Below are 22354 nucleotides of genomic sequence, written 5' to 3'. Positions count from 1 at the left end.
CACTGCGTTACTGCATGAACTTGAGCCAGCGCGCCTTCGCCTGAATGCCCGGCTCCGACGCCCACCACTCTTCCGACATCAGCGCCTGCTTCGCCGCATTTGCCGGCGACGACGGCAGTTCCGCCGCACGTTTGTCGGTGATCTTGCCGGTCTTGAACGCTGCTGGATTGCCCGGACCGTAATCGATATACAGCGGCAGATTCGCCTGCAATTCCGGTGACAATGCCGCGTTCATGAAGCGCATGGCATCGCTCAGATTCGGCGCGTTCTTCAGCACGCAAAGCTGGGTGTTTTGAAGGATGCCGTCATTGAACGTGAAGCCGACGTCTGGATCGTCCTTCATCACGGCGCTGACGCGGCCGTTCCAGATCATCGTCATATCCACTTCGCCGTCGTGCAGCAATTGCGCCGACTGGCCGCCCGACGTCCACCACACCGTGATGTTCGGCTTGATCTGTTCGAGCTTCTTGAACGCACGGTCCACGTCGAGCGGATAGAGCTTGTCGCGCGGCACGCCGTCTGCGAGCAGGGCGGCTTCGAGCACGGTCATGGGGTCGTTGCGCAGCGCGCGCGTGCCGGGGAAATTCTTCACGTCCCAGAAATCCTTCCAGCTTTGCGGCACTTTCTTGAGCGTCTTCTTGTTGTAGCCGATGACGGTCGAATAGAACTCATAGGCGGCCGAGTATGGCGTGCGGTATTTCTCCGGCATCGCGGCGGCGTTGGGGATCTTCGAGAAATCGAGCTTTTCGAGCAGACCTTCGCGGCCGCCGCGCAGACAATTCGAGGTCGGAGTATCGATCACGTCCCAGATCGGCTTGCCGGCTGCGGCCTGCGCCTTGATCGACGGATACGCGTCCGGAATGCTGTCCTGATTGATGGTGATGCCGAGTGCCTTCGCGGCGGGATCGAGAATTGCCTTGGTCTGCGCTTCCTGATACGCGCCACCCTGCGAGACGAACGTGATTTTTCCGGCAGCGAAGGCAGGCGCGGTGGCCGCGATGCTCAGCGTCAAAGTCATGGCAAGCGGGCGAAGCAAGAAGCACGAACGACGAAACCTGGCAATATTCTTCACGGCGTTTCCTTGACAAGGGGTTAAGCGGTGGCAGTCATGCAGGCCGCGCAGCGCCGCTCTTTTGACGAAGCAGCTACCGCGCGCGCTTGAATAAAAATATATTGAGTCAAATAGACGGGGGCAACGCCGGAATTGTTGTAGTGGCTATGACCTGAAGTTATGTCAGGGTAGCAGGATCTGTCCACATACAAACGACCATGCGTTGCCCCTTTACCGGGGCAACGCCTCGGGAACACCCGAAATCGACTGCATGGCGGCGTCGTGCGCCGCTTGTTTGGCTCGCCCAGCGGCGCGCCTTGCGCCTCGCCGTGTGCCCCGCAGGTAATCCCCTGGCGGATGATCGATTTCGGGCATTCGCATGGCCGTTTGTATGCGAACAACCTAGACTGTCTATTCGCAACGGGCGGCGCGCGGCCGCCCTCCCCGCCATCACGATGCGGGCATCGCCTGACGCATCGACCGGACAGGAGCACCGCATGCGATACGAACTCTATTACTGGCCCGAAATCCAGGGCCGCGGCGAATACGTCCGGCTCGCGCTGGAAGCGACCGAGGCCGACTATGTCGACGTCGCGCGCGAATCGGGGCGCGGCATGGGCGTGTCGGCAATGATGCACATGATGGACAGCGCGAAGGCCGAACACGTGCCGTTCGCGCCGCCGTTCCTGAAGGCCGGCGATGTGCTCGTCGGGCAGGCCGCGAACATCCTGCTGTTTCTCGGCGCGCGGCTCGGGCTCGCGCCCGACGACGAGGCCGGCCGGCTGTGGGTGCATCAGCTCCAGTTGACCGTCGCCGACTTCGTCACCGAGATCCACGACACGCATCACCCGATCAGCAGCGGCCTGTACTACGAGGATCAGAAGGCCGAGGCCGCCGAGCGCGCGGCCGATTTCCTCGAGACCCGGCTACCGAAGTTCCTCGGCTACTTCGATCGCGTGCTCGCGCAGAATCCGCACAAGGGCGGCTATATCGCGGGCAGCGCGCTCAGTTACGTCGACCTGTCGATATTCCAGCTGATCGAAGGGCTGCGTTACGCGTTCCCGAAAGCGATGAAGCGCGCGGAACGCAAGGTTGCGGGGCTCGTCGGCCTGCATGACCGCGTTGCCGCGCACCCGCCCATCGCGCGCTATCTCGAATCGGAGCGCCGCATCCCGTTCAACGACATGGGCATCTTCCGGCACTATCCGGAGCTGGATCGGTAACGTCACGACCGGCCGCGGCGCCGCGCGCCAGCCGCGCGGCGGCACCCGCGCTCGTTCAGGCGGTCACCGGCGTCTCGTGCAGGTGCAGCCATACGATATGGCCGTCCGCTTCGCGTCGCAGCACGGCGGTCGAGCGCCGGACCGTGCGTCGCCCTTGCCCGTCGGTCTGCGTCTCGCGATAACCGATCACCGTGCCGTCGGACCACACGGCAATCCCGCGCAGTTCGTCGATGCCGATCGCGAGCCCCGGGCGGGCGCCGTGCCCGTGCGAGAACAACGCGGCAACGCCCGCGTGGCCGATCGTCGCGCCCTGCAACGTGATCATCGAAAACTCCGGCGAAAAACGCGCGAGCAGCGGCGCAAACCGGTCGGGCTGCGCACGGCCCGACAGCCAGCATTCGATGTCGACGTGCGCGTCGACGATTTCGTTGAAAAACGGATCCGGCAGATGCATGGTTCTCTCAGGTTCGTGATGAAACAGCCGGCGCGAATGAACGCTCAGTGCGATGGCCCGTGCTGCGTCGCCGCCGCATCGACGGCCTCGACCGAACGCGTCAACCACGGGCCGATATCCATCTCCTCGTACCGCACGAGCCGGCTCTTGCGCGCGCGGCGATACGCCCACCAGATCGCGACGAACAGCGGAATCCACACGTAGATCGACAGCACTTCCATCCAGTCGATGCGGGTCGCGAAGAACGCCTGGTAATCCTGCCCGAGCGAGATCACGATGCAGACCGCGATCGCGAACAGCGGCCCGAACGGGAACCATTTCGCGCGGTACGGCAACTGGTCGAGCCGGTAGCCCTGTTTCAGGAAACCCTTGCGGAACCGGTAATGGCAGACCGCGATGCCGAGCCATGCGATGAAGCCGGTGATGCCGACCGTATTGAGCAGCCACAGGTAGATGCTCTGGTTGTTGGTCAGCGAGGTCAGAAAGCACAGCCCGCCCACCGCCATCGTCGCGTACAGCGCGTTGCGCGGCACGCCGCCCGGCGACAGCGTCGCGAACATCGCGGGCGCACGGCCTTCGGCCGCGAGGTTGTACAGCATCCGCGTGGCCGCATACGTGCCGGAGTTGCCGGCCGACAGCACGGCCGTCAGGATCACCAGGTTCATCGCGCCGGCGGCAAGCCGGAAGCCCGCATGGCTGAATACCAGCGTGAACGGGCTCACGCCGATGTCGGTCACGTCGCTCTTCAGCAGGTTCGGATCGGTGTACGGCACCAGCAGCCCGATCACGAAAATCGCGAACACGTAGAACAGCATGATCCGCCAGAAGATCTGCTTCACCGCGCGCGGGATCGTCTTGCGCGGGTTTTCCGATTCGCCGGCGGTGATCCCGACGAGCTCGGTGCCGAGAAACGAGAATCCCGCGATCAGCGCGACGCTCATCATCGCGTGCACGCCGCCGACGAACGGCGCGTCGCCGATCCTGAAGTTGCGCAAGCCGACCGGATGCCCGTTGCCGAGCAGGCCGGCCGCGATCAGCAGCCCGGCCGCGATGAACGCGATCACGGTGACGACCTTGATCAGCGAGAACCAGTATTCGGATTCGCCGAAGCCGCGTACGGACAACGTATTCAACAGGAAGATCAGCACGAGGAACCCGGCACCCCACCACACGCCCGGAATCTCCGGAAACCAGTAGCGCATCACGATCTGCCCGGCGACCAGCTCGATCGCGATCGTCACGGCCCAGCTGTACCAGTAGGTCCAGCCGAGCGCGACGCCGAAGCCCTCGTCGACGTACTTCTCGCCGTAGACCGCGAACGATCCCGACACCGGCATCAGCGCGGCCATCTCGCCCAACCCGGTGACGACGAAGTAGACCATCAGCCCGATCGCGATATACGCGGCGATCGCACCGCCGGGCCCGGCCTGCGCAACCGACGCGCCCGATGCAACGAACAAGCCCGTGCCGATCGAGCCGCCGATCGCGATCATCGCGATGTGGCGGCTCTGCAGCCGGCGCTTGAGCACCGTCCCGGACGGTGCGGCCGTCTGAGCTGCCGCTTGCAAAGCATCCATAGTGTTCACCCTGATTGGATTCGGCGCGATCGATTTGATTCGGAATACCAATCGATCGCGCTGGTTATTCGCATCGAAACCGGCGCTGCCCGACGGGCCGCGCATCCGCTGCCGCCGGCCCGTACGCGCACTGCCCCGTCAGACGACGCTGCGCTTGATCGCCTGCAGCTCGGCCGTCGTCACGATCTTCTCGATCCGGAAACGCGAACTTTCCAGCCACGCGTTCGCGATCCGCCGGTATTCGTCGAGATCCTCGCACGCGAGCCGCACGAGAAAATCGAACGTACCGCTGACGAGCCAGCAATCGAGCACGGCCGGATTCGCCCGCATCTCGTCCTCGAACGGCGCCTGCGAACGCCCATGATCGGCCAGCACGATCTGCGCGATCACGACGATCGGCTTGGTCGCGCGCGGCGCCTTGATCACCGCGCGGTAGCCTTCGATCACGCCGAGCGCCTCGAGCCGTTCCACGCGCGCCTGGCACGGGCGCGGCGTGAGGTTCACGCGCTCCGACAGCTTCCGGTACGAGATTCGTCCGTCGGTGCGCAGGATGTCGAGGATCCGTAAATCGATCTTGTCGAGCTGCATCTTCTTGTCGGTCATCCGCGTTCGCTCCGGTCGGGTCGTGGCTGGTGCGCGGAGCATCTCCTCCAGTTCCGCGCGGGGGCCACATTATCCGGCCGAAGCGGCCGCGCGCCAATCGGCTAGAACCGCAGCGACAGGCAGGTCAGGCCGCCGTCCATCTTGCGGAACTCGCTCGTGTCGATCACGTGCAGCGGCAGCCCGAGCGAGCCGATCGCGTCGTGCACGCGCGGATAGCCGGCCGGCGTGATCAGCGTGCCGTTCACGCGCAGCGTGTTGCCCGCATATTCGTCGGCGGCCGAAATCGCGATCCGGCGATAGTCGGCGAACGCCGGATGTGCGGCCAGCGCCTCGGTCACGAGCAGCGTGTCGTCGCCGAGCGCGTTGACGACCGACTTCAGGTGCAGGCCGGCGCCGACCGGCACCGCGACGACCGAATAGCCGTAGCGCGACACCAGCGATTCGAACGCGGCGATGCCTTCGGCGTCGGTGCGGCTCGTCAGGCCGATGAAGAAGCGCTTGCCGACCAGCATCACGTCGCCGCCGTCGAGACGGCCGGCCTGCATCGGCAGCAGGTCGCGATGCGCGCCCAGCGCCGCTTCGATGTGTACCGTCTCGCCGCGCCGTGCGGGCGCGCCGGGGCGCGTGATCACCGCGAACTCGGGCGTCACGACGGCGACGTCCTCGACGAAGTGCGAATCGGGGAATGCGTCCAGCGGCGGCAGCTCGGTCAGCTCGACGCCGAGCCCGCGCAGCGCATCGCAGTACGCGTGGAACTGCGTGAGGGTCTTGTCGTAGTCCGGCGCACCGAGCACGGCGGTGGTGAGACCCGCGCCACAGGACGGCGCGGGACGGCGAACGATCGCTTGCGTGAATTGCATCGACTTCTCCATGGTCATCGCTTCCCCCGTGCGGCGCACGGGGCAGCTGCGTTGTGTCCGGACCATTATCGGAAGCCAAATTGCGCAATTCGCGTCGATTTCACGAGTGTCCGCAGCCGATCGCGTCGAATTGCATGCGCGATGCAGCGGATTCGGCAGACGGCCTCCGACCGCGGCGCAAACGGCCGCCGGCGCTGCCTGTGCGGCGCGGCGCGGCCGTTACGCGAGCGGCTCGAACCCCATCTGCGCGCGGCCGGGTGCGGTGAGATCGCCCGCCCCCGCCCGCCCGTCGAAGTCGACCTCGAAATGGTCTGCCGGGAAATCGGGCGGGCTGTCGCCGCGCAGGAACGCGACCCGCTGGCGCTGCAGGTACGCATCGTTCTTCGCGCAACCGGGCGCGGCCGCGATGTACATCACGTTGCTGTCGCCGTTGCCGCGATGCGCATCCTCCACCGCATGCACGACGTCGCCGTGCCAGAACACCGCATCGCCCGGCTCCATGTGCGGAATCGGCACCAGCGCGTCGAGCAGCAGCGCATGCCATTCCGGCAGGATCGACAACGCGCGGCCCGGACGTGCGCCGCACAGATCATCGTCGGCGACGTCGTCCTGCAGCGCGCGCAGCACGACATACGCCATCGCGTTCGCGACCGGAATCAGCTGCAGCGTGCCGTCGCCCGGCCCTTGCGGCGTCAGCGCGGTCCAGCCCTGGAACGTGCGAAACATCGAGCATACGGCCGGCGACGGAATCTCCTCGACATCCGGGCGGAACGCCGCGTCGAACGGGTCGTAATCGCGCCACCGGCCGGCCAGCACGTGGCGATAGACCTGCCGGAAATTCGCGCCGAGCCAGCGTTCGACGGAACCGCCGTCGACGTGCGGCGACAGCCCGAGCGACGTCGAGCCGGGCGGCCGGCGGCGGATCCGGTCCGCGTAGGCCGGCACCTGATCGGGATCGAAATGCGTGCGCGCGCCGTCCGCATGGCGCCACAGGCGGTTCAGGAACACGCGTGCCTGCGTGAGTGCCGGCGACTGGCGCGCGGCCACCTGCGGCTTCGACCAGTAGACGCCGAAGATCTGCGGCTTGCCCGACGCGAGGTTGCCGAAATAGCGATCCTCCGCGCGCGCATGCAGACGGTCGGCGAAGCGGTTCGACTCCAGATAGGCGCCGATCTCGTCGTTCCAGTCGCGCGCCTGCCGCGCGTCGAACACCCCGCGGATCACCGCCGCGCCGCGCGTGCGGATCGCGGCAATCGCGCCCGGATCGACGGTGCCGTTCGCGATATCCGCGAATCGCAGCACCGGAATCACGTCGTGGCCGTGCGCGTGCGCGCGGCGGATCGCGTCGACCTGTCGCGCGATGTCGCCCGCCAGTTCGCGGAACGTGGCCGCGTAGCCGGGCAGATCGGCGCGCAGCGCCCGTTTCGCCGCGCCAATCGCGACGGGCAGATCGTCAATCGTCAGGTGCATCGTTGTCTCCTCGCTGAATCGTGTCGTGACGAGTGCTCAGCGTACGGCCGCCGCGCACCCGGCAACGACACTATCCGGCCAACAATCGATACAATCCTGACAACCGATTCATTCGGCCCGGTGACACACCACGCACAGCTTGTTGCCGTCCGGGTCGCGGAAATACGCGCCGTAATAGTCGGGGTGATAGTGCGGCCGCAGCCCCGGCGGCCCTTCGCAGGTGCCGCCCTGCCGCAGTGCGAGCGCATGGCAGCAATCGACCTGCGCGCGCGTCTGCGCGGCAAATGCGATCGTATGGCCGTTGCCCGGTTCCGGCACGCGGCCGTCGAGCGGGCGGCCGAAGAAGAACAGCGGACGGTCGGTATCGGCCGGCATCCAGCCCGACCAGCCGTCCGGCTCGCTGAACTTCAGACGCAACCCGAGTTCCGCGAGCAGCGGCGCGTAGAAGTCGTACGCGCGCGCGGTATCGCCGACACCCACGCAAACATGTGAAAACATGGCATCGCTCCGTCGTGACGAATGCTCACGATCATGCCACGGCGCGTTGCCTGCCCCACCGGAGGCCGTGATGAAACCGCAGTACGAACACGTGACGTTCGCCCCCGGCTGTTCGATCCGCGTGTACCACCGCCAGCTCGCGCGCATTCCGTTCGAATGGCACCGCCATCCCGAATACGAACTGACGCTGACGCTCAATAGCCGCGGCCGGCGCTTCGTCGGCGATCACGTCGCCCGCTACACGGACGACGACCTGGTGCTCGTGCCGCCCAACCTGCCGCATACGTGGTCGTCGAACGCGCGCATCGATCGCGACGCGCCCGAAGTCGCGCTCGTCGTCTGGTTCGATGGCGACTGGGCGCGACGCGTGGCCGACTGCTGCCCCGAATACGCGCCGCTGCGCTCGCTGCTGCGGCGCGCGGCGCCCGGGCTGAGCTTTGCAGCCGACACGGCTCGCGCGATGCGCGCACGGCTGCCGCAGTTGCTCGATGCGTCGCCGCGCATCCGCCTCGCGGCCGCGCTCGATACGCTCGCCGATCTCGCGGAAGCCGGCGGCGAGCCGCTCGCCACCGCGCAGGCGTATGGCCGGCCCGCTGCAACCGCCACGGCCGCGGCCGCCGACGTCGCCGCGCCGGAGGCCGAACGCCTCGACCGCGTGCTCGACGCGATCGACCGGCATTTTCACGAACCGCTGCGCGTCGACGCACTCGCCACGGCGGCACACATGTCCGAACGCACGCTGCAGCGGCTCTTCGTGCGGCACCTCGGCGAAAGCGTCGGCCGCTACGTGCAGCGGCTGCGGCTCGCGCATGCGTGCCGCCATCTGGTCGGCACCGACTGGCCGATCGCAACGGTGGCCGCGCGCTGCGGCATTCCGAACGCGGCGAACTTCAACCGCCAGTTCCTCGCCGCGCGCGGAATGACGCCGGGCGCATACCGGCAGTTCTTCGCGCGGCACGGCCACGCGCCCGATGCCGACGCGCCGGCGCCGCTCGATACGCGGCCGCCGTCGCTGGAGCGCAGCACCGGACCGGGCCGGCCTCGACCGCACAAATGAAAACACCCCGGCAGGATGACCCACCGGGGTGTCGAGGCGTTGCGCCTGCCGGACGCGAGCGGCCTCGCGGCCGTCGCGCCACGCACGACTTAACGTGCGCTGATCGGCTTCGCTTCGCGCGGCGTGTCGCCGATGAACAGCTGACGCGGACGGCCGATCTTTTGCTCCGGATCGGCAATCATTTCGTTCCACTGTGCGATCCAGCCGACCGTACGTGCCATCGCGAAGATACACGTGAACATCGACGTCGGGATGCCCAGCGCGCGCTGAACGATACCCGAGTAGAAGTCGACGTTCGGGTACAGCTTGCGCGACACGAAGTACTCGTCTTCCAGCGCGATCTTCTCGAGCTGCATCGCGAGCTTGAACAGCGGGTCGTCGTGCAGGCCCAGTTCGTTCAGCACTTCGTAGCACGTTTCGCGCATCAGCTTCGCACGCGGGTCGTAGTTCTTGTACACGCGGTGACCGAAGCCCATCAGCTTCACGCCCGAATTCTTGTCCTTCACCTGCTTGATGAATTCGGGAATGTTGTCCGGCGAACCGATCTGCTCGAGCATGTTCAGCGCGGCTTCGTTCGCACCACCGTGCGCCGGGCCCCACAGACATGCGATACCGGCCGCGATACATGCGAACGGGTTCGCGCCCGACGAGCCGGCCAGACGGACGGTCGACGTCGATGCGTTCTGCTCGTGATCGGCGTGCAGGATCAGGATACGGTCGAGTGCGCGGACGAGCACGTCGTTGACCTTGTACTCTTCGCACGGGTTCGAGAACATCATGTGCATGAAGTTCGCGCTGTACGACAGTTCGTTCTTCGGATACACGAACGGCTGGCCGATGCTGAACTTGTACGCCATCGCGACGAGCGTCGGCAGCTTCGCGATCATGCGGATCGCCGACACTTCGCGGTGACGCGGGTCGTTGATGTCGAGCGAGTCGTGATAGAACGCCGACAGTGCGCCGACGGCCGCCACCAGCACCGCCATCGGGTGCGCATCGCGACGGAAACCGCGGAAGAAGAAGTGCATCTGCTCGTGCACCATCGTATGCTTCGTGACGGTGTCGACGAATTCCTTCTTCTGCGCTGCGTTCGGCAGTTCACCCTTCAGCAGCAGGTAGCAGGACTCGAGGAAGTCCGCGTTCTGCGCGAGGTTGTCGATCGGGTAGCCGCGGTACAGCAGTTCGCCCTTGTCGCCGTCGATGTACGTGATCGCCGAATTACAAGCTGCCGTCGACATGAAGCCCGGGTCATACGTGAACTTGCCGGTCTGGCCGTACAGCTTGCGGATGTCGATTACGTCCGGGCCCATCGTGCCCTTGTAGATCGGCATTTCGACGCTCGGAGAGTTGTCGCTGAACGATAGCGTGGCTTTAACATCAGACGGAGTCATGGCACATCCTCAATCGAAATAAAGAAACGGGATTCGATAACGGGCACAGCGCGTTACACCTTGGCGTTACACGTTGCGCAGCATCTCCAACAGCCGGTGAATATCCGGGCTGTCTAGGTCGCCTTCTGGTTCCTTGCGCGCGAGGAGCAAGTCCATCAGGTCGTTGTCGCTCAGATCGAGCAGGCGCGACAACGCGCCTACGTCTGCATCGGTGAGGTCATGCTCGTATCTGCCGAAGAACCGTTCGAAAACGATGTCGTTCTCCAGCAGACCCCGTCGCGCGCGCCAGCGAAGGCGCGCGCGACGGTGCGGGTCGGATTGATGCGAATCGTCGCTCATACAACCTTAAACCGCGCGGCGAACCATCAGTTCCTTGATCTTGCCGATCGCTTTCGTCGGGTTCAGGCCCTTCGGGCAAACGTCGACGCAGTTCATGATCGTGTGGCAACGGAACAGACGGTACGGATCTTCCAGGTTGTCGAGACGCTCGCCGGTGGCGGTGTCGCGACTATCCGCGATGAAGCGGTAAGCCTGCAGCAGGCCGGCCGGGCCGACGAACTTGTCCGGGTTCCACCAGAAGCTCGGGCACGACGTCGAGCAGCTCGCGCACAGAATGCACTCGTACACGCCGTCGAGCTCGTCGCGCTCTTCCGGCGACTGGAGGCGTTCCTTCTCCGGCGGCGGCGCGTCGTTGATCAGGTACGGCTTGATCGAGTGATACTGGTTGAAGAAGTGCGTCATGTCGACGATCAGGTCGCGCACGACGGGCAGGCCCGGCAGCGGGCGCAGCACGATCTTCTGCGGCAGGTCGTTCAGGTTCGTCAGGCACGCGAGACCGTTCTTGCCGTTAATGTTCATCGCGTCCGAACCGCACACGCCTTCACGGCACGAGCGGCGGAACGACAGCGTCTCGTCCACTGCCTTCAGCTTGACCAGTGCGTCGAGCAGCATGCGTTCATGCTTGATCTCGAGCTCGTACGTCTGCATGCGCGGTGCCGCGTCCTTGTCCGGATCGTAGCGGTAGACTTCAAAAATGCGTTTTGCCATTTCGGATTCCTTTGACTCGGCTTAGAACGTGCGCGGCTTCGGCGGCACGGATTCGACCGTCAGCGGCTTCATTTGAACCGGCTTGTAGTCGAGGCGATCGCCTTCGCTGTACCACAGCGTGTGGCGCAGCCAGTTCTCGTCGTCGCGGTGTTCGTAATCGCTGTGTGCGTGCGCGCCACGGCTTTCCTTGCGCGCTTCCGCCGACACCATCGTCGCGCGGGCGACTTCGATCAGGTTCTCCAGCTCGAGCGCTTCGACGCGCGCGGTGTTGAACACCTTCGACTTGTCCTTCAGGTGGATGTTTTCCACGCGGGCCTTCAGGCCGGCCATCTCGTCGACGCCTTCCTTCAGCAGCGCCGATGTGCGGAACACGCCTGCATGCTTCTGCATCGTCGAACGGATGTCGTTCGCGACGTCCTGCGTGTACTCGCCCGAGCTCGACTTCTCGAGCTTCGCCAGGCGTGCCAGCGAGAATTCGCCTGCATCGGCCGGCAGCGGCTTGTGTTCCTTCTGGTTCTTCACGTGCTCGACGATGTGGTTGCCGGCCGCACGGCCGAACACCACGAGGTCCAGCAGCGAGTTCGTGCCGAGGCGGTTCGCGCCGTGCACGGACACGCACGAGCATTCGCCCACTGCGTAGAAGCCGTTGACCGGCTCCTTGTGGTCGCGCGACGTGCCGACGACCTGACCGTGGATGTTGGTCGGGATGCCGCCCATCTGGTAGTGGATCGTCGGGACGACCGGGATCGGTTCCTTGATCGCATCGACGTTCGCGAACTTCAGCGCGATTTCGCGGATCGACGGCAGACGCTTCATGATCGTCTCTGCGCCGATGTGCGACAGGTCGAGCAGCACGTGGTCCTTGTTCGGACCGACGCCGCGGCCTTCCTTGATTTCCTGGTCCATCGAACGCGACACGAAGTCACGCGGCGCCAGATCCTTCAGCGTCGGTGCGTAGCGTTCCATGAAGCGCTCGCCGTTCGCGTTGCGCAGAATGCCGCCTTCGCCGCGCACGCCTTCGGTGATCAGCACGCCCGCGCCGGCCACGCCGGTCGGGTGGAACTGCCAGAACTCCATGTCCTGCAGCGCGATGCCCGAACGGGCCGCCATGCCGAGGCCGTCGCCGGTGTTGATGAACGCATTGGTCGATGCCGCGAAGATCCGGCCTGCGCCGCCCGTCGCGAACAGCGTCGTCTTGCCTTCCATGATGTAGACGTCGCCCGTCTCCATCTCGAGGGCCGTCACGCCGAGCACGTCGCCGTCGGCGTCGCGGATCAGGTCGAGCGCCATCCATTCGACGAAGAACTGCGTCTTCGCTTCGACGTTCTGCTGGTACAGCGTGTGCAGCAGCGCGTGACCGGTACGGTCGGCGGCCGCGCAAGCGCGCTGGACGGGCTTCTCGCCGTAGTTCGCGGTGTGGCCGCCGAACGGACGCTGGTAGATCGTGCCGTCGGCGTTACGGTCGAACGGCATGCCGAAGTGTTCCAGTTCGTACACGACGTTCGGTGCTTCGCGGCACATGAACTCGATCGCGTCCTGGTCGCCGAGCCAGTCGGAACCCTTGATCGTGTCGTAGAAGTGGAAGTGCCAGTTGTCTTCGCTCATGTTGCCGAGCGATGCGCCGATGCCGCCCTGCGCCGCCACCGTGTGCGAACGCGTCGGGAACACCTTCGACAGCACGCCGACCGACAGGCCCGCGCGCGACAGTTGCAACGCTGCGCGCAAGCCCGAGCCGCCCGCGCCGACGATCACCACGTCGAACTTGCGGCGCGGCAGGGAAGTTTTGATTGCAGCCATTCTTTACACTCTCCAGAGAATCTGCGCGGCGTAGCCCGCACATGCGAGCAGCCAGACGATGGTCAGCGATTGCAGCAGCAGGCGCACACCGACGGGCTTCACGTAGTCCATCCAGATGTCGCGCACGCCGACCCATGCGTGGTAGAAGAGGGAAAGCAGCGTCACGAAGGTCGCGAGCTTCATCCACTGTGCGGAGAAGATCGATGCCCAGCCTTCGTACGAGAAGTCGTGCGCGCCGAAGAACAGGGCGAGCAGGATGATCGTATAGACCGCCATGATCGTGGCGGTGACGCGTTGCGCGAGCCAGTCGCGCAGGCCGTAGTGAGCGCCGACGACGAGGCGCTTCGAGCCGATTCGGTTGTTGGCTGCCATTTTCTTAGAACGCTCCGAACAGTTTGAGTGCCATGGCGATCGTCAGGGCGATCGAGACGACAAAGACGACGACTGCCGTCCGCTTGCCGCCTTCCTTCGTGACGGCGTCGTGGTTGACGTCCATCAGCAGGTGGCGAATGCCGGCGCAGAAATGGTGGAGGAACGCCCACGACAGCGCGAGGACGATCAGCTTGACGACGATGTTGGAGAGGAAAGCCTTGAAGACTTCGAAGCTCAGCTCGGAGGTGAGGCTCTGGTCGAAGAGGAACAGCAGGAACGGCAGGAACAGGAACAGCAGCGCGCCGCTGATTCGATGGAGGATCGACAATATCGCCGCCAGCGGCATGCGGTATTTCATCGTGATATCGCCGAATCCGATGTTCCGGTATTCCGGCCTCGGCTTTCTTACTGCATCAGTCATGCTAGACCCCTACTATGTTGTCACACTAATCCGCAATTTTAGCGCCTTTTTATATCGCGCTGCAGCGAAAGTCTGCTCTGGATCGTTACGCGAACGAGAATAAAGGCGGCCCGAAACGTGCTACGCGAAGGTGGGAAACGCGCATGCACGCTGCTTGTGCCGATACGTCGTCAGCTCAAGTCATTCTGATAGTAATACCCGGTTGTGACATACCAGCCGCGTCGCACTTCCACTGGCCGGTCGCCATATGTATAGGACACGCGCTCGACCGAAAGCAACGGAAAACCCGCCGGCACGTGCAGCAGGTCGGCCACGGCCGGCTCCGCCGCCACGGCGCGGATCTTCTCCGTCGCGCGGATCATCCGCGTGCCGAACTCCGTCTCGAACATCGCGTAGAGCGGCCCCTTGTACTCGCTGAGCCGCTCGAACGTGAGCCCGCGGAACATCGCGCCCGGCAGCCAGATCTCGTCGAGCACCGTCACTTCGCTGTCAAATTCCAGCAGGCGCCGCACCTGCACGACCGGATCCGCCGGCTTCAGGTCGAGCTGCCGCGCGATCTCGGCCGGCGCGCGCAGGCGCCGGCATTCGAGCAGGCGGCTCACGTGCGGGTGCTCGGCACCGTCGTCGGCCAGCAAACGAAGGAAGCGGAACTGCGCGCGATCCTCGTTGTGCGTCGCAACAAAAGTGCCCTTGCCCTGCCGGCGAACCACGAGGTTTTCGGCGGCCAGTTCGTCGATCGCCTTGCGAACGGTGCCCTGGCTGACCTTGTAACGGGCCGCGAGCTCCACTTCGCTCGGGATGATCTCGCCCGGCTTCCATTCACCGGTTTCGAGACTTTGCGTGATCAATGACTTGATCTGCTGGTATAACGGACTGAATGTCGGCGACGCCGAAACGGCAGGCGCCGGCACGGAATCACCCGCGCCCGGCTGCCCTGGGCCGCCTGCGCCGGTCGGATTCGCGTTGTTCGCCTGGTTCGATGTCATGGCGCGCATTTCATCACAAACCGCGCTTTTTCGTCCACTCAAATTCCGCAAAACATCTGTCTTATATAAGACATATGATACCGTTTGACTTTGGGCCCGACGGCTCCTACACTCCGGGGCGAGCAAGGGTTCGCGGGTGCAAATACGCGTCCCCGGCTACGTGCCACGGCCGTCTCCAGGTTCACCGCGTCTGCCTTTCGCGAGTCCTCAGCCCTGCTTCAATGCAACGCTACGCATAACGCGCATAGAATGGCGTTTTGCCTAGCGTCCACCGCTTCACCCGTCCTGGAGATTTTCAATGGCTAAGCCCGCAAAGCGCGTTGCCGTCACCGGCGCCGCAGGTCAAATCGCTTACTCCCTGCTGTTCCGCATCGCGAACGGCGACCTGCTCGGCAAGGACCAGCCGGTCATCCTGCAACTGCTCGACCTCCCGCAAGCCCAAGCCGCCGTCAAAGGCGTCGTGATGGAACTCGACGATTGCGCGTTCCCGCTGCTCGCGGGCGTCGTGATCACCGACGATCCGAAGGTTGCATTCAAGGATGCTGACGTCGCACTGCTGGTCGGCGCACGTCCGCGCTCGAAGGGCATGGAGCGCAAGGACCTGCTGTCGGCAAACGCCGAGATCTTCACGGTCCAGGGCGCCGCACTGAACGAAGTCGCGAGCCGCGACGTCAAGGTGCTGGTCGTCGGCAACCCGGCGAACACCAACGCATACATCGCGATGAAGTCGGCGCCGGATCTGCCGAAGAAGAACTTCACGGCCATGCTGCGCCTCGACCACAACCGCGCGCTGTCGCAACTGGCAGCCAAGTCGGGCAAGCCGGTCGCATCGATCGAGAAGCTCGCCGTGTGGGGCAACCACTCGCCGACGATGTACCCGGACTTCCGCTTCGCGACCGTCGAAGGCGAATCGCTGCTGAAGCTGATCAACGACGACGTGTGGAACCGCGACACGTTCATCCCGACCGTCGGCAAGCGCGGCGCGGCGATCATCGAAGCGCGCGGCCTGTCGTCGGCAGCGTCGGCGGCCAACGCGGCGATCGACCACGTCCGTGACTGGGTGCTCGGCACGAACGGCAAGTGGGTCACGATGGGTATCCCGTCGGACGGCTCGTACGGCATCCCCGAAGACATCATCTACGGCGTGCCGGTCGTTTGCGAAAACGGCGAGTACAAGCGTATCGAAGGCCTGGAAATCGACGCGTTCTCGCGCGAGAAGATGGACGGCACGCTGGCCGAGCTGCTCGAAGAGCGCGACGGCGTCGCTCACCTGCTGAAGAACTAAGCAAGGATGCACTGCCGGGCCGCCTGCGGGCGGCCCGGTCACGGCACGGACGGCGGCACCTGCATGCATGCGCCGCCGCCCGATCCGATCCGGGCACGTTTTGCCGCCCCAAGCGCTCCACGCGCCGGCCCAGAACGCGCCCGAATCCGATTTTCTCCACGTTGCCCGCTTCCTGGACGTAGAAGAGATGTCCGCGCTCACTCCTGCACAAGTGCTGTACGACGGGGCGTCCCCGCCCGCGATCCTGCCCTGCTGCGATCACTACGCGGGCAGCGAGAAGCTGATGCGCAAGTCGCTCGCGCTCCAGGCCGAGCTCGGCCCCGTATTCGACATTACGCTCGACTGCGAGGACGGCGCGGCCGTCGGCCAGGAGGCCGCGCACGCGCAGCTCGTCGCCGAATGCCTCGGCAGCGCCGAAAACCGCTTCGGGCGGGTCGGCGTACGCATCCACGATTTTTCCCATTCCCACTGGCGCGACGACGTGCGCATCGTGCTGCGCGCCGCCTGCGCGCCGGCCTACATCACGCTGCCGAAGATCGCGAGCGCCGCCGACGCGGCCGAGATGGTCGCGTTCATCGAAGGCACGCGCCGCGAGCTCGGCCTCGCACAACCGATTCCGGTCGACGTGCTGGTCGAGACGCACGGCGCGCTCGCGCAGGCGGCCGCCCTCGCCGCGCTGCCGCTGGTCGGCACGCTGAGCTTCGGGCTGATGGACTTCGTGTCCGCGCATCATGGCGCGATCCCCGACGCGGCAATGCGCTCGCCCGGCCAGTTCGACCACCCGCTCGTGCGCCGCGCGAAGCTGGAAATCGCCGCGGCCTGCCACGCGCACGGCAAGACGCCGTCGCACAACGTAACGACCGAAGTGCGCGACATGAGCGTCGTCGCCGGCGATGCGCGCCGCGCACGCGACGCGTTCGCGTTCACGCGGATGTGGAGCATCCATCCGGCGCAGATTCGCCCGATCGTCGACGCGTTCGCGCCGCGCACCGACGAAGTCGCGCTGGCCGCCGGGATCCTGCTGGCCGCGCAGGCGGCCGACTGGGGCCCGACGCGCCACGGCGATACCCTGCACGACCGCGCGAGCTACCGCTATTACTGGTCGGTGCTGCGCCGCGCGCGGGCAACCGGCCAGCCCGTGCCGGCCGAGGCCGCGCCGCTGTTCGGCCCGAGCGCAGCCGGCGCGGCCCGGTAAGCGTGCCGACACACGGATTTCATCGAATCGCTGGAGCGTGAACCCGATACAGGTTTGCGAAACGACAAAAAACGTAACGGAGCCCGAAAACCTGAAATATGCGCAGCCAAATAGGTGAAAATAGCGGCCGCTGCGCGCTTCCGGGGCGCGTGCAGTTTCAAACCGGCCGGCGGATGCCGGCCCTTGTCAACTGATTATCGAAAGGTTCTGACTCCATGAAGAAACTCCTGATCGCTACCGCCATCGGCGCATTGTCCGCCACGATGCTGGTGTCGGCTCCGAGCGCGTTCGCCCAGGGTACGACCGCGAAGAAGACGGCCAAGCGCCCGGCGCCGGCCAAGCGCATCATCCCGCGCAGCAAGAAGGCCCAGGCGCGCGCCGCGGCCAAGGTCGATCCGGTGCCGGACGGCGCGGTCAAGTGGTCGTGCAAGGACGGTCTGTCGTTCGATCTCGCCGGTGACATGAAGCGCGACCAGGTCGTCACGGTTCACTGGGCGAAGAAGAACTACAAGCTGCCGCGTCAGGCCACGACGACGGGCGCCGATACGTTCTACGATCCGGCCAACGGCTTCAAGCTGATCGTGATCCCGAGCAAGGCGATGCTGTTCACCGACGCGAACGGCGGCGAGCGTCTCGCCGACGAGTGCGTGACGCCGGAAATGGCGCAAGGCGCCGCAGCGCCGACGCAGTCGAACGAGCTGAAGCCGGCCACGAACTAAGCGCGTCTCCCAGACCTCGATGTCCGCCCCGGTCTCCAACGTCCGCCCTGCGCCGGATTCGGTACTCGTCGATATCGTCGACTACGTGCTGAACACCGGCATCGACAGCGCGCTCGCGCTGGAGACGGCGCGTCATTGCCTGATCGACACGCTCGGATGCGGACTCGAGGCGCTGTCCTACCCTGCCTGCACCAAGCTGCTCGGCCCCGTCGTGCCCGGCACGATCGTGCCGAACGGCGCGAAGGTGCCGGGCACGTCCTTCCAGCTCGATCCCGTCCAGGCCGCTTTCGACATCGGCGCGATGATCCGCTGGCTGGACTTCAACGACACCTGGCTCGCCGCCGAATGGGGCCACCCGTCCGACAATCTCGGCGGGATCCTGGCGACGGCCGACTGGCTGTCCCGCACGGCCGTCGCGGCCGGCAGGAAGCCGCTTGCCATGCGCGACGTGCTCGTCGCGATGATCCAGGCCCACGAAATCCAGGGCTGCCTCGCGCTCGAGAATTCATTCAATGCCGTCGGGCTCGACCACGTGCTGCTCGTGAAGGTCGCGTCGACGGCCGTCGTCGGGCGCCTGCTCGGGCTCACGCGCGACGAGCTGATCAACGCGGTGTCCAACGCGTTCGTCGACGGCCAGTCGCTGCGCACCTACCGCCACGCGCCGAACACCGGTTCGCGCAAGTCGTGGGCGGCCGGCGACGCCACGTCCCGCGCGGTGCGCCTCGCGCTGATCGCGAAAACGGGTGAAATGGGCTACCCGTCGGCGCTCACCGCAAAAACCTGGGGCTTCTACGACGTGCTGTTCGACGGGAAGCCGTTCCGCTTCCAGCGTCCGTACGGCACCTACGTGATGGAGAACGTGCTGTTCAAGATCGCGTTCCCCGCCGAATTCCATGCGCAGACGGCCGCCGAGGCCGCGCTGCAGCTGCACGCGCAACTCGCCGCCGCGGGCCGCACGACCGACGAGATCAGCCGGATCACGATCCGCACGCACGCGGCCGCGATCCGCATCATCGACAAGCAGGGCCCGCTCGCCAATCCGGCCGACCGCGACCACTGCATCCAGTACATGGTCGCCGTGCCGCTGCTGTTCGGCCGGCTGACCGCGGCCGACTACGAGGATTCGGTCGCCGCCGACCCGCGCATCGACGCGCTGCGCGCGAAAACGGTGTGCGTCGAGGACCCGCGGTTCACGAAGGATTACCATGACCCGGCCAAGCGATCGATCGCGAACGCGCTGACGATCGAATTCGCGGACGGATCGAAGCTTGCCGAAGTGGCGGTCGAATACCCGATCGGCCATCAGCGACGCCGTGCGGACGGCATCCCGCTCCTGGTCGAGAAATTCAGGACCAACCTCGCCCGCCGTTTCCCGGCAAAGCAGCAACAAGCGATTCTCGACGTGTCGCTGGACCAGGCAAAGCTCGAAGCGATGCCGGTCGATGAGTACGTCGACTTGTATGTGATATAGCCGTCAAATACGAGACTCTTTGTTTCCTAGCCTTAAACCCAGGAAAATCACCATGGCCCACAATCTCCACAAGACCCTCAAGGAATTCGACAGCGGTTCCGGCAAAGGCAAGTTCTACTCGCTGCCGCAGCTCGGCAAGGAACTGAAGACGAAGATCGAACGCCTGCCGGTGTCGATCCGCATCGTGCTCGAGTCCGTGCTGCGCAACTACGACGGCAAGAAGATCACCGAAGAGCACATCGAGCAACTGGCGAACTGGAAGCCGACGGCCAAGCGCGTCGACGAGATTCCGTTCGTGGTGTCGCGTGTGGTGCTGCAGGACTTCACGGGCGTGCCGCTGCTCGCCGACATCGCGGCCATGCGCGGCGTCGCGGAGCGCACGGGCAAGAACCCGAAGAAGATCGAGCCGCTGGTCCCGGTCGATCTCGTCGTCGATCACTCGGTCCAGATCGACTACTTCCGCCAGAAGGACGCGCTCGACCTGAACATGAAGCTGGAATTCCAGCGCAACAACGAGCGCTACCAGTTCATGAAGTGGGGCATGCAGGCGTTCGACACGTTCAAGGTCGTGCCGCCGGGCGTGGGCATCGTCCACCAGGTGAACCTCGAGTATCTCGCACGCGGCGTCCACAAGAAGGCGGACGGCGGCGACACCGTGTACTACCCGGACACCCTGGTCGGCACGGACAGCCACACGACGATGATCAACGGCATCGGCGTGGTCGGCTGGGGCGTGGGCGGCATCGAGGCTGAAGCCGGCATGCTCGGCCAGCCGGTGTATTTCCTGACGCCGGACGTCGTCGGCGTCGAGCTGAAGGGCAAGCTGCGCGAAGGCGTGACGGCCACCGACCTGGTGCTCACGATCACCGAAATGCTGCGCAAGGAGAAGGTCGTCGGCAAGTTCGTCGAGTTCTTCGGCGAGGGCACGAAGTCGCTGTCGCTGCCGGACCGCGCGACGATCGGCAACATGGCGCCGGAATACGGCGCGACGATGGGCTTCTTCCCGGTCGACGAAAAGACGATCGACTACTTCGAAGGCACGGGCCGCACGAAGGCGGAAATCGCCGCGTTCGAAAACTACTTCAAGGCGCAGAAGCTGTTCGGCATCCCGAAGGCCGGCGACATCGACTACACGAAGACGGTGACGCTGGATCTCGCGACGGTCGCACCGTCGCTGGCCGGCCCGAAGCGCCCGCAGGACCGCATCGAGATCGGCAACGTCAAGTCGACGTTCACCGACCTGTTCTCGAAGCCGGTCGCGGAAAACGGCTTCGCGAAGAAGGCGGACGACCTGGGCACGCAATACACGACGAGCAACGGCGTCGACGTGAAGAACGGCGACGTGCTGATCGCCGCGATCACGTCGTGCACGAACACGTCGAACCCGAGCGTGCTGCTGGCTGCCGGCCTGCTCGCGAAGAAGGCGGTCGAGGCCGGCCTCACGGTCGATCCGAAGATCAAGACCTCGCTCGCGCCGGGATCGCGCATCGTCACCGAATACCTGACGAAGACGGGCCTGCTGCCCTACCTGTCGAAGCTCGGTTTCGAACTCGCGGCCTACGGCTGCACGACCTGTATCGGCAACGCGGGCGACCTGACGCCGGAGCTGAACGAAGCGATCACGAAGAACGACATCGTCGCGGCAGCCGTGCTGTCGGGCAACCGTAACTTCGAAGCGCGCATCCACCCGAACATCCGCGCGAACTTCCTCGCGTCGCCGCCGCTGGTCGTCGCGTACGCGATCGCCGGCAACATCACGCGCGACCTGATGACCGAGCCGGTCGGCAAGGGCAAGGGCGGCCGCGACATCTACCTCGGCGACATCTGGCCGTCGAGCGAGGAAATCCATGCGCTACTCAAGTACGCGCTCGATCCGGAAAAGTTCGAGAAGAACTACGCGCACCTGACCAAGAAGGGCGACCTCTGGAGCAAGATCGAGGGCGAAACGGGCCAGGTCTACGACTGGCCGAAGTCGACGTACATCGCGGAGCCGCCGTTCTTCGGCAACGACTTCTCGATGGAACCGGCCGCGTCGATCCCGACCGTCAAGGGCGCACGCGCACTGGGCATCTTCGGTGACTCCGTCACGACCGACCACATCAGCCCGGCAGGCTCGATCAAGGAAGACTCGCCGGCAGGCAAGTGGCTGAAGGAAAACGGCGTGCAGAAGGCCGACTTCAACAGCTACGGCTCGCGCCGCGGCAACCACGACGTGATGATGCGCGGCACGTTCGCGAACGTCCGGATCAAGAACCTGATGATCCCGGCGAAGGCGGACGGCACGCGCGTCGAAGGCGGCCTGACGATCCACCAGCCGAGCGGCGAGCAGCAGTCGATCTACGACGCGGCAATGCAGTACGTCGCAGCCGACACGCCGACCGTCGTGTTCGCGGGCGAAGAGTACGGCACGGGCTCGTCGCGCGACTGGGCCGCGAAGGGCACGCAACTGCTCGGCGTGAAGGCCGTGATCGCACGCAGCTTCGAGCGGATCCACCGCTCGAACCTCGTCGGCATGGGCGTGCTGCCGCTGCAGTTCAAGGGCTCGGACAGCGTCCAGTCGCTCGGCATCACCGGCGAAGAGACGTACGACATCGAAGGCCTCGGCGACGACTTCAAGCCGCAGCAGGACGTCACGCTCGTGATCAACCGCAAGAACGGCGAAACGACCCGCGTGCCGGTGCTGCTGCGCATCGATACGCCGATCGAAGTCGACTACTACAAGCACGGCGGGATCCTGCCGTTCGTGCTGCGCTCGCTGCTCGCAGCGTAAGCGCGCGGCTTTTGCAGGTGCCGCAGCCGCCTCGCGGCGGTTGCGGCCGATTTGGATGCCCGACCTCGTGTCGGGCTTTTTTTTGGTTCATCGAGGACGGCCGGGGA

Annotated in this window: 21 protein-coding genes; 7 read left to right on the top strand and 14 right to left on the bottom strand. The window is 65.2% G+C overall.

What is annotated here, in order from left to right:
* Window positions 1-7: 7 nt before the first annotated feature.
* On the bottom strand, window positions 8-1018 hold the full coding sequence (locus DCN14_RS04975) for an ABC transporter substrate-binding protein (protein ID WP_096503971.1): 1011 nt from the start codon (window positions 1016-1018) through the stop codon (window positions 8-10).
* Window positions 1019-1548: 530 nt separating this feature from the next.
* Here DCN14_RS04975 and DCN14_RS04970 point away from each other — a divergent pair.
* Window positions 1549-2274: a glutathione S-transferase gene (locus DCN14_RS04970; protein WP_096503973.1), complete on the top strand. Its 726-nt coding sequence runs from the start codon at window positions 1549-1551 to the stop codon at window positions 2272-2274.
* A 55-nt stretch (window positions 2275-2329) separates the two neighbouring features.
* On the opposite strand, the gene DCN14_RS04965 is transcribed toward DCN14_RS04970, so the two are convergent.
* The 6 genes from DCN14_RS04965 to DCN14_RS04940 form a co-directional block, all read right to left on the bottom strand.
* Window positions 2330-2728: a DUF4440 domain-containing protein gene (locus tag DCN14_RS04965; protein ID WP_096503975.1), complete on the bottom strand. Its 399-nt coding sequence runs from the start codon at window positions 2726-2728 to the stop codon at window positions 2330-2332.
* Window positions 2729-2772: 44 nt separating this feature from the next.
* The gene (locus DCN14_RS04960) at window positions 2773-4305 is read right to left on the bottom strand and encodes an amino acid permease (protein ID WP_096503977.1); all 1533 of its coding nucleotides are present in this window, start codon (window positions 4303-4305) and stop codon (window positions 2773-2775) included.
* A 138-nt stretch (window positions 4306-4443) separates the two neighbouring features.
* A complete protein-coding gene (locus DCN14_RS04955; protein ID WP_096503979.1) occupies window positions 4444-4908 on the bottom strand; it encodes an Lrp/AsnC family transcriptional regulator in 465 nt (154 codons plus the stop codon).
* A 101-nt stretch (window positions 4909-5009) separates the two neighbouring features.
* Window positions 5010-5768 carry an arginine deiminase family protein gene (locus tag DCN14_RS04950; protein ID WP_096504145.1) on the bottom strand — a complete coding sequence of 253 codons (759 nt, stop codon included), beginning with the start codon at window positions 5766-5768 and terminating at the stop codon, window positions 5010-5012.
* 219 nt (window positions 5769-5987) lie between these two features.
* Complete coding sequence (locus DCN14_RS04945) at window positions 5988-7238, bottom strand: DUF1479 domain-containing protein (RefSeq protein ID WP_096503981.1); 1251 nt, start codon at window positions 7236-7238, stop codon at window positions 5988-5990.
* A 108-nt stretch (window positions 7239-7346) separates the two neighbouring features.
* On the bottom strand, window positions 7347-7736 hold the full coding sequence (locus DCN14_RS04940; RefSeq protein WP_096503983.1) for a VOC family protein: 390 nt from the start codon (window positions 7734-7736) through the stop codon (window positions 7347-7349).
* Window positions 7737-7806: 70 nt separating this feature from the next.
* Between DCN14_RS04940 and DCN14_RS04935 the strand changes: the two genes are divergently transcribed.
* Window positions 7807-8793 (top strand): AraC family transcriptional regulator, encoded by a 987-nt coding sequence (locus DCN14_RS04935; RefSeq protein ID WP_096503985.1) that lies wholly within the window; start codon window positions 7807-7809, stop codon window positions 8791-8793.
* 89 nt (window positions 8794-8882) lie between these two features.
* Here DCN14_RS04935 and gltA read toward each other — a convergent pair whose 3' ends face one another.
* The 7 genes from gltA to DCN14_RS04900 all read right to left on the bottom strand — a co-directional run bounded on the left by gltA (window position 8883) and on the right by DCN14_RS04900 (window position 14807).
* Complete coding sequence (gltA, locus tag DCN14_RS04930) at window positions 8883-10184, bottom strand: citrate synthase (RefSeq protein WP_096503987.1); 1302 nt, start codon at window positions 10182-10184, stop codon at window positions 8883-8885.
* Window positions 10185-10250: 66 nt separating this feature from the next.
* Window positions 10251-10523, bottom strand: coding sequence for a succinate dehydrogenase assembly factor 2 (locus DCN14_RS04925; RefSeq protein WP_011548107.1), 273 nt, complete (start codon window positions 10521-10523; stop codon window positions 10251-10253).
* Between the two features lie 6 nt (window positions 10524-10529).
* Window positions 10530-11231: a succinate dehydrogenase iron-sulfur subunit gene (locus tag DCN14_RS04920; RefSeq protein WP_038570896.1), complete on the bottom strand. Its 702-nt coding sequence runs from the start codon at window positions 11229-11231 to the stop codon at window positions 10530-10532.
* A gap of 21 nt (window positions 11232-11252) precedes the next feature.
* Window positions 11253-13028 carry a succinate dehydrogenase flavoprotein subunit gene (gene sdhA, locus DCN14_RS04915; RefSeq protein ID WP_096503989.1) on the bottom strand — a complete coding sequence of 592 codons (1776 nt, stop codon included), beginning with the start codon at window positions 13026-13028 and terminating at the stop codon, window positions 11253-11255.
* A gap of 3 nt (window positions 13029-13031) precedes the next feature.
* Window positions 13032-13400 (bottom strand): succinate dehydrogenase, hydrophobic membrane anchor protein, encoded by a 369-nt coding sequence (gene sdhD, locus DCN14_RS04910; protein WP_096503991.1) that lies wholly within the window; start codon window positions 13398-13400, stop codon window positions 13032-13034.
* Window positions 13401-13404: 4 nt separating this feature from the next.
* On the bottom strand, window positions 13405-13821 hold the full coding sequence (sdhC, locus tag DCN14_RS04905) for a succinate dehydrogenase, cytochrome b556 subunit (protein WP_096503993.1): 417 nt from the start codon (window positions 13819-13821) through the stop codon (window positions 13405-13407).
* Window positions 13822-13991: 170 nt separating this feature from the next.
* Window positions 13992-14807 (bottom strand): GntR family transcriptional regulator, encoded by an 816-nt coding sequence (locus DCN14_RS04900; protein ID WP_172441897.1) that lies wholly within the window; start codon window positions 14805-14807, stop codon window positions 13992-13994.
* Window positions 14808-15105: 298 nt separating this feature from the next.
* Here DCN14_RS04900 and DCN14_RS04895 point away from each other — a divergent pair, with 298 nt between their 5' ends.
* The 5 genes from DCN14_RS04895 to acnA all read left to right on the top strand — a co-directional run bounded on the left by DCN14_RS04895 (window position 15106) and on the right by acnA (window position 22247).
* Window positions 15106-16092: a malate dehydrogenase gene (locus tag DCN14_RS04895; protein ID WP_014899969.1), complete on the top strand. Its 987-nt coding sequence runs from the start codon at window positions 15106-15108 to the stop codon at window positions 16090-16092.
* Between the two features lie 187 nt (window positions 16093-16279).
* The gene (locus DCN14_RS04890) at window positions 16280-17287 is read left to right on the top strand and encodes an aldolase/citrate lyase family protein (RefSeq protein ID WP_096503997.1); all 1008 of its coding nucleotides are present in this window, start codon (window positions 16280-16282) and stop codon (window positions 17285-17287) included.
* Window positions 17288-17502: 215 nt separating this feature from the next.
* On the top strand, window positions 17503-18006 hold the full coding sequence (locus DCN14_RS04885) for a hypothetical protein (RefSeq protein WP_096503999.1): 504 nt from the start codon (window positions 17503-17505) through the stop codon (window positions 18004-18006).
* 19 nt (window positions 18007-18025) lie between these two features.
* On the top strand, window positions 18026-19477 hold the full coding sequence (locus tag DCN14_RS04880) for a bifunctional 2-methylcitrate dehydratase/aconitate hydratase (protein ID WP_096504001.1): 1452 nt from the start codon (window positions 18026-18028) through the stop codon (window positions 19475-19477).
* Window positions 19478-19529: 52 nt separating this feature from the next.
* Entirely contained in the window at window positions 19530-22247 is a 2718-nt protein-coding gene (gene acnA, locus DCN14_RS04875) for an aconitate hydratase AcnA (RefSeq protein ID WP_096504003.1), read from the top strand.
* Window positions 22248-22354: the final 107 nt, after the last annotated feature.

The organism is Burkholderia sp. IDO3, assembly GCF_003366075.1.
In the GTDB taxonomy this organism is placed as follows: domain Bacteria; phylum Pseudomonadota; class Gammaproteobacteria; order Burkholderiales; family Burkholderiaceae; genus Burkholderia; species Burkholderia anthina.
Note: the sequence above shows the minus strand (reverse complement) of the source record. Positions and strands in the feature narration are given on the sequence as shown.

What these genes read in the sequence shown, in the direction of transcription:
- DCN14_RS04975 (WP_096503971.1), bottom strand. Translation starts at nt 1,018, where the DNA reads ATGACTTTGACGCTGAGCATCGCGGCCACCGCGCCTGCCTTCGCTGCC.
- acnA (WP_096504003.1), top strand. Translation starts at nt 19,530, where the DNA reads ATGGCCCACAATCTCCACAAGACCCTCAAGGAATTCGACAGCGGTTCC.
- DCN14_RS04890 (WP_096503997.1), top strand. Translation starts at nt 16,280, where the DNA reads ATGTCCGCGCTCACTCCTGCACAAGTGCTGTACGACGGGGCGTCCCCG.
- DCN14_RS04920 (WP_038570896.1), bottom strand. Translation starts at nt 11,231, where the DNA reads ATGGCAAAACGCATTTTTGAAGTCTACCGCTACGATCCGGACAAGGAC.
- DCN14_RS04955 (WP_096503979.1), bottom strand. Translation starts at nt 4,908, where the DNA reads ATGACCGACAAGAAGATGCAGCTCGACAAGATCGATTTACGGATCCTC.
- DCN14_RS04880 (WP_096504001.1), top strand. Translation starts at nt 18,026, where the DNA reads ATGTCCGCCCCGGTCTCCAACGTCCGCCCTGCGCCGGATTCGGTACTC.
- sdhA (WP_096503989.1), bottom strand. Translation starts at nt 13,028, where the DNA reads ATGGCTGCAATCAAAACTTCCCTGCCGCGCCGCAAGTTCGACGTGGTG.
- sdhD (WP_096503991.1), bottom strand. Translation starts at nt 13,400, where the DNA reads ATGGCAGCCAACAACCGAATCGGCTCGAAGCGCCTCGTCGTCGGCGCT.
- gltA (WP_096503987.1), bottom strand. Translation starts at nt 10,184, where the DNA reads ATGACTCCGTCTGATGTTAAAGCCACGCTATCGTTCAGCGACAACTCT.
- DCN14_RS04900 (WP_172441897.1), bottom strand. Translation starts at nt 14,807, where the DNA reads ATGACATCGAACCAGGCGAACAACGCGAATCCGACCGGCGCAGGCGGC.
- DCN14_RS04935 (WP_096503985.1), top strand. Translation starts at nt 7,807, where the DNA reads ATGAAACCGCAGTACGAACACGTGACGTTCGCCCCCGGCTGTTCGATC.
- DCN14_RS04960 (WP_096503977.1), bottom strand. Translation starts at nt 4,305, where the DNA reads ATGGATGCTTTGCAAGCGGCAGCTCAGACGGCCGCACCGTCCGGGACG.
- DCN14_RS04925 (WP_011548107.1), bottom strand. Translation starts at nt 10,523, where the DNA reads ATGAGCGACGATTCGCATCAATCCGACCCGCACCGTCGCGCGCGCCTT.
- DCN14_RS04965 (WP_096503975.1), bottom strand. Translation starts at nt 2,728, where the DNA reads ATGCATCTGCCGGATCCGTTTTTCAACGAAATCGTCGACGCGCACGTC.
- sdhC (WP_096503993.1), bottom strand. Translation starts at nt 13,821, where the DNA reads ATGACTGATGCAGTAAGAAAGCCGAGGCCGGAATACCGGAACATCGGA.
- DCN14_RS04945 (WP_096503981.1), bottom strand. Translation starts at nt 7,238, where the DNA reads ATGCACCTGACGATTGACGATCTGCCCGTCGCGATTGGCGCGGCGAAA.
- DCN14_RS04950 (WP_096504145.1), bottom strand. Translation starts at nt 5,768, where the DNA reads ATGCAATTCACGCAAGCGATCGTTCGCCGTCCCGCGCCGTCCTGTGGC.
- DCN14_RS04885 (WP_096503999.1), top strand. Translation starts at nt 17,503, where the DNA reads ATGAAGAAACTCCTGATCGCTACCGCCATCGGCGCATTGTCCGCCACG.
- DCN14_RS04940 (WP_096503983.1), bottom strand. Translation starts at nt 7,736, where the DNA reads ATGTTTTCACATGTTTGCGTGGGTGTCGGCGATACCGCGCGCGCGTAC.
- DCN14_RS04970 (WP_096503973.1), top strand. Translation starts at nt 1,549, where the DNA reads ATGCGATACGAACTCTATTACTGGCCCGAAATCCAGGGCCGCGGCGAA.
- DCN14_RS04895 (WP_014899969.1), top strand. Translation starts at nt 15,106, where the DNA reads ATGGCTAAGCCCGCAAAGCGCGTTGCCGTCACCGGCGCCGCAGGTCAA.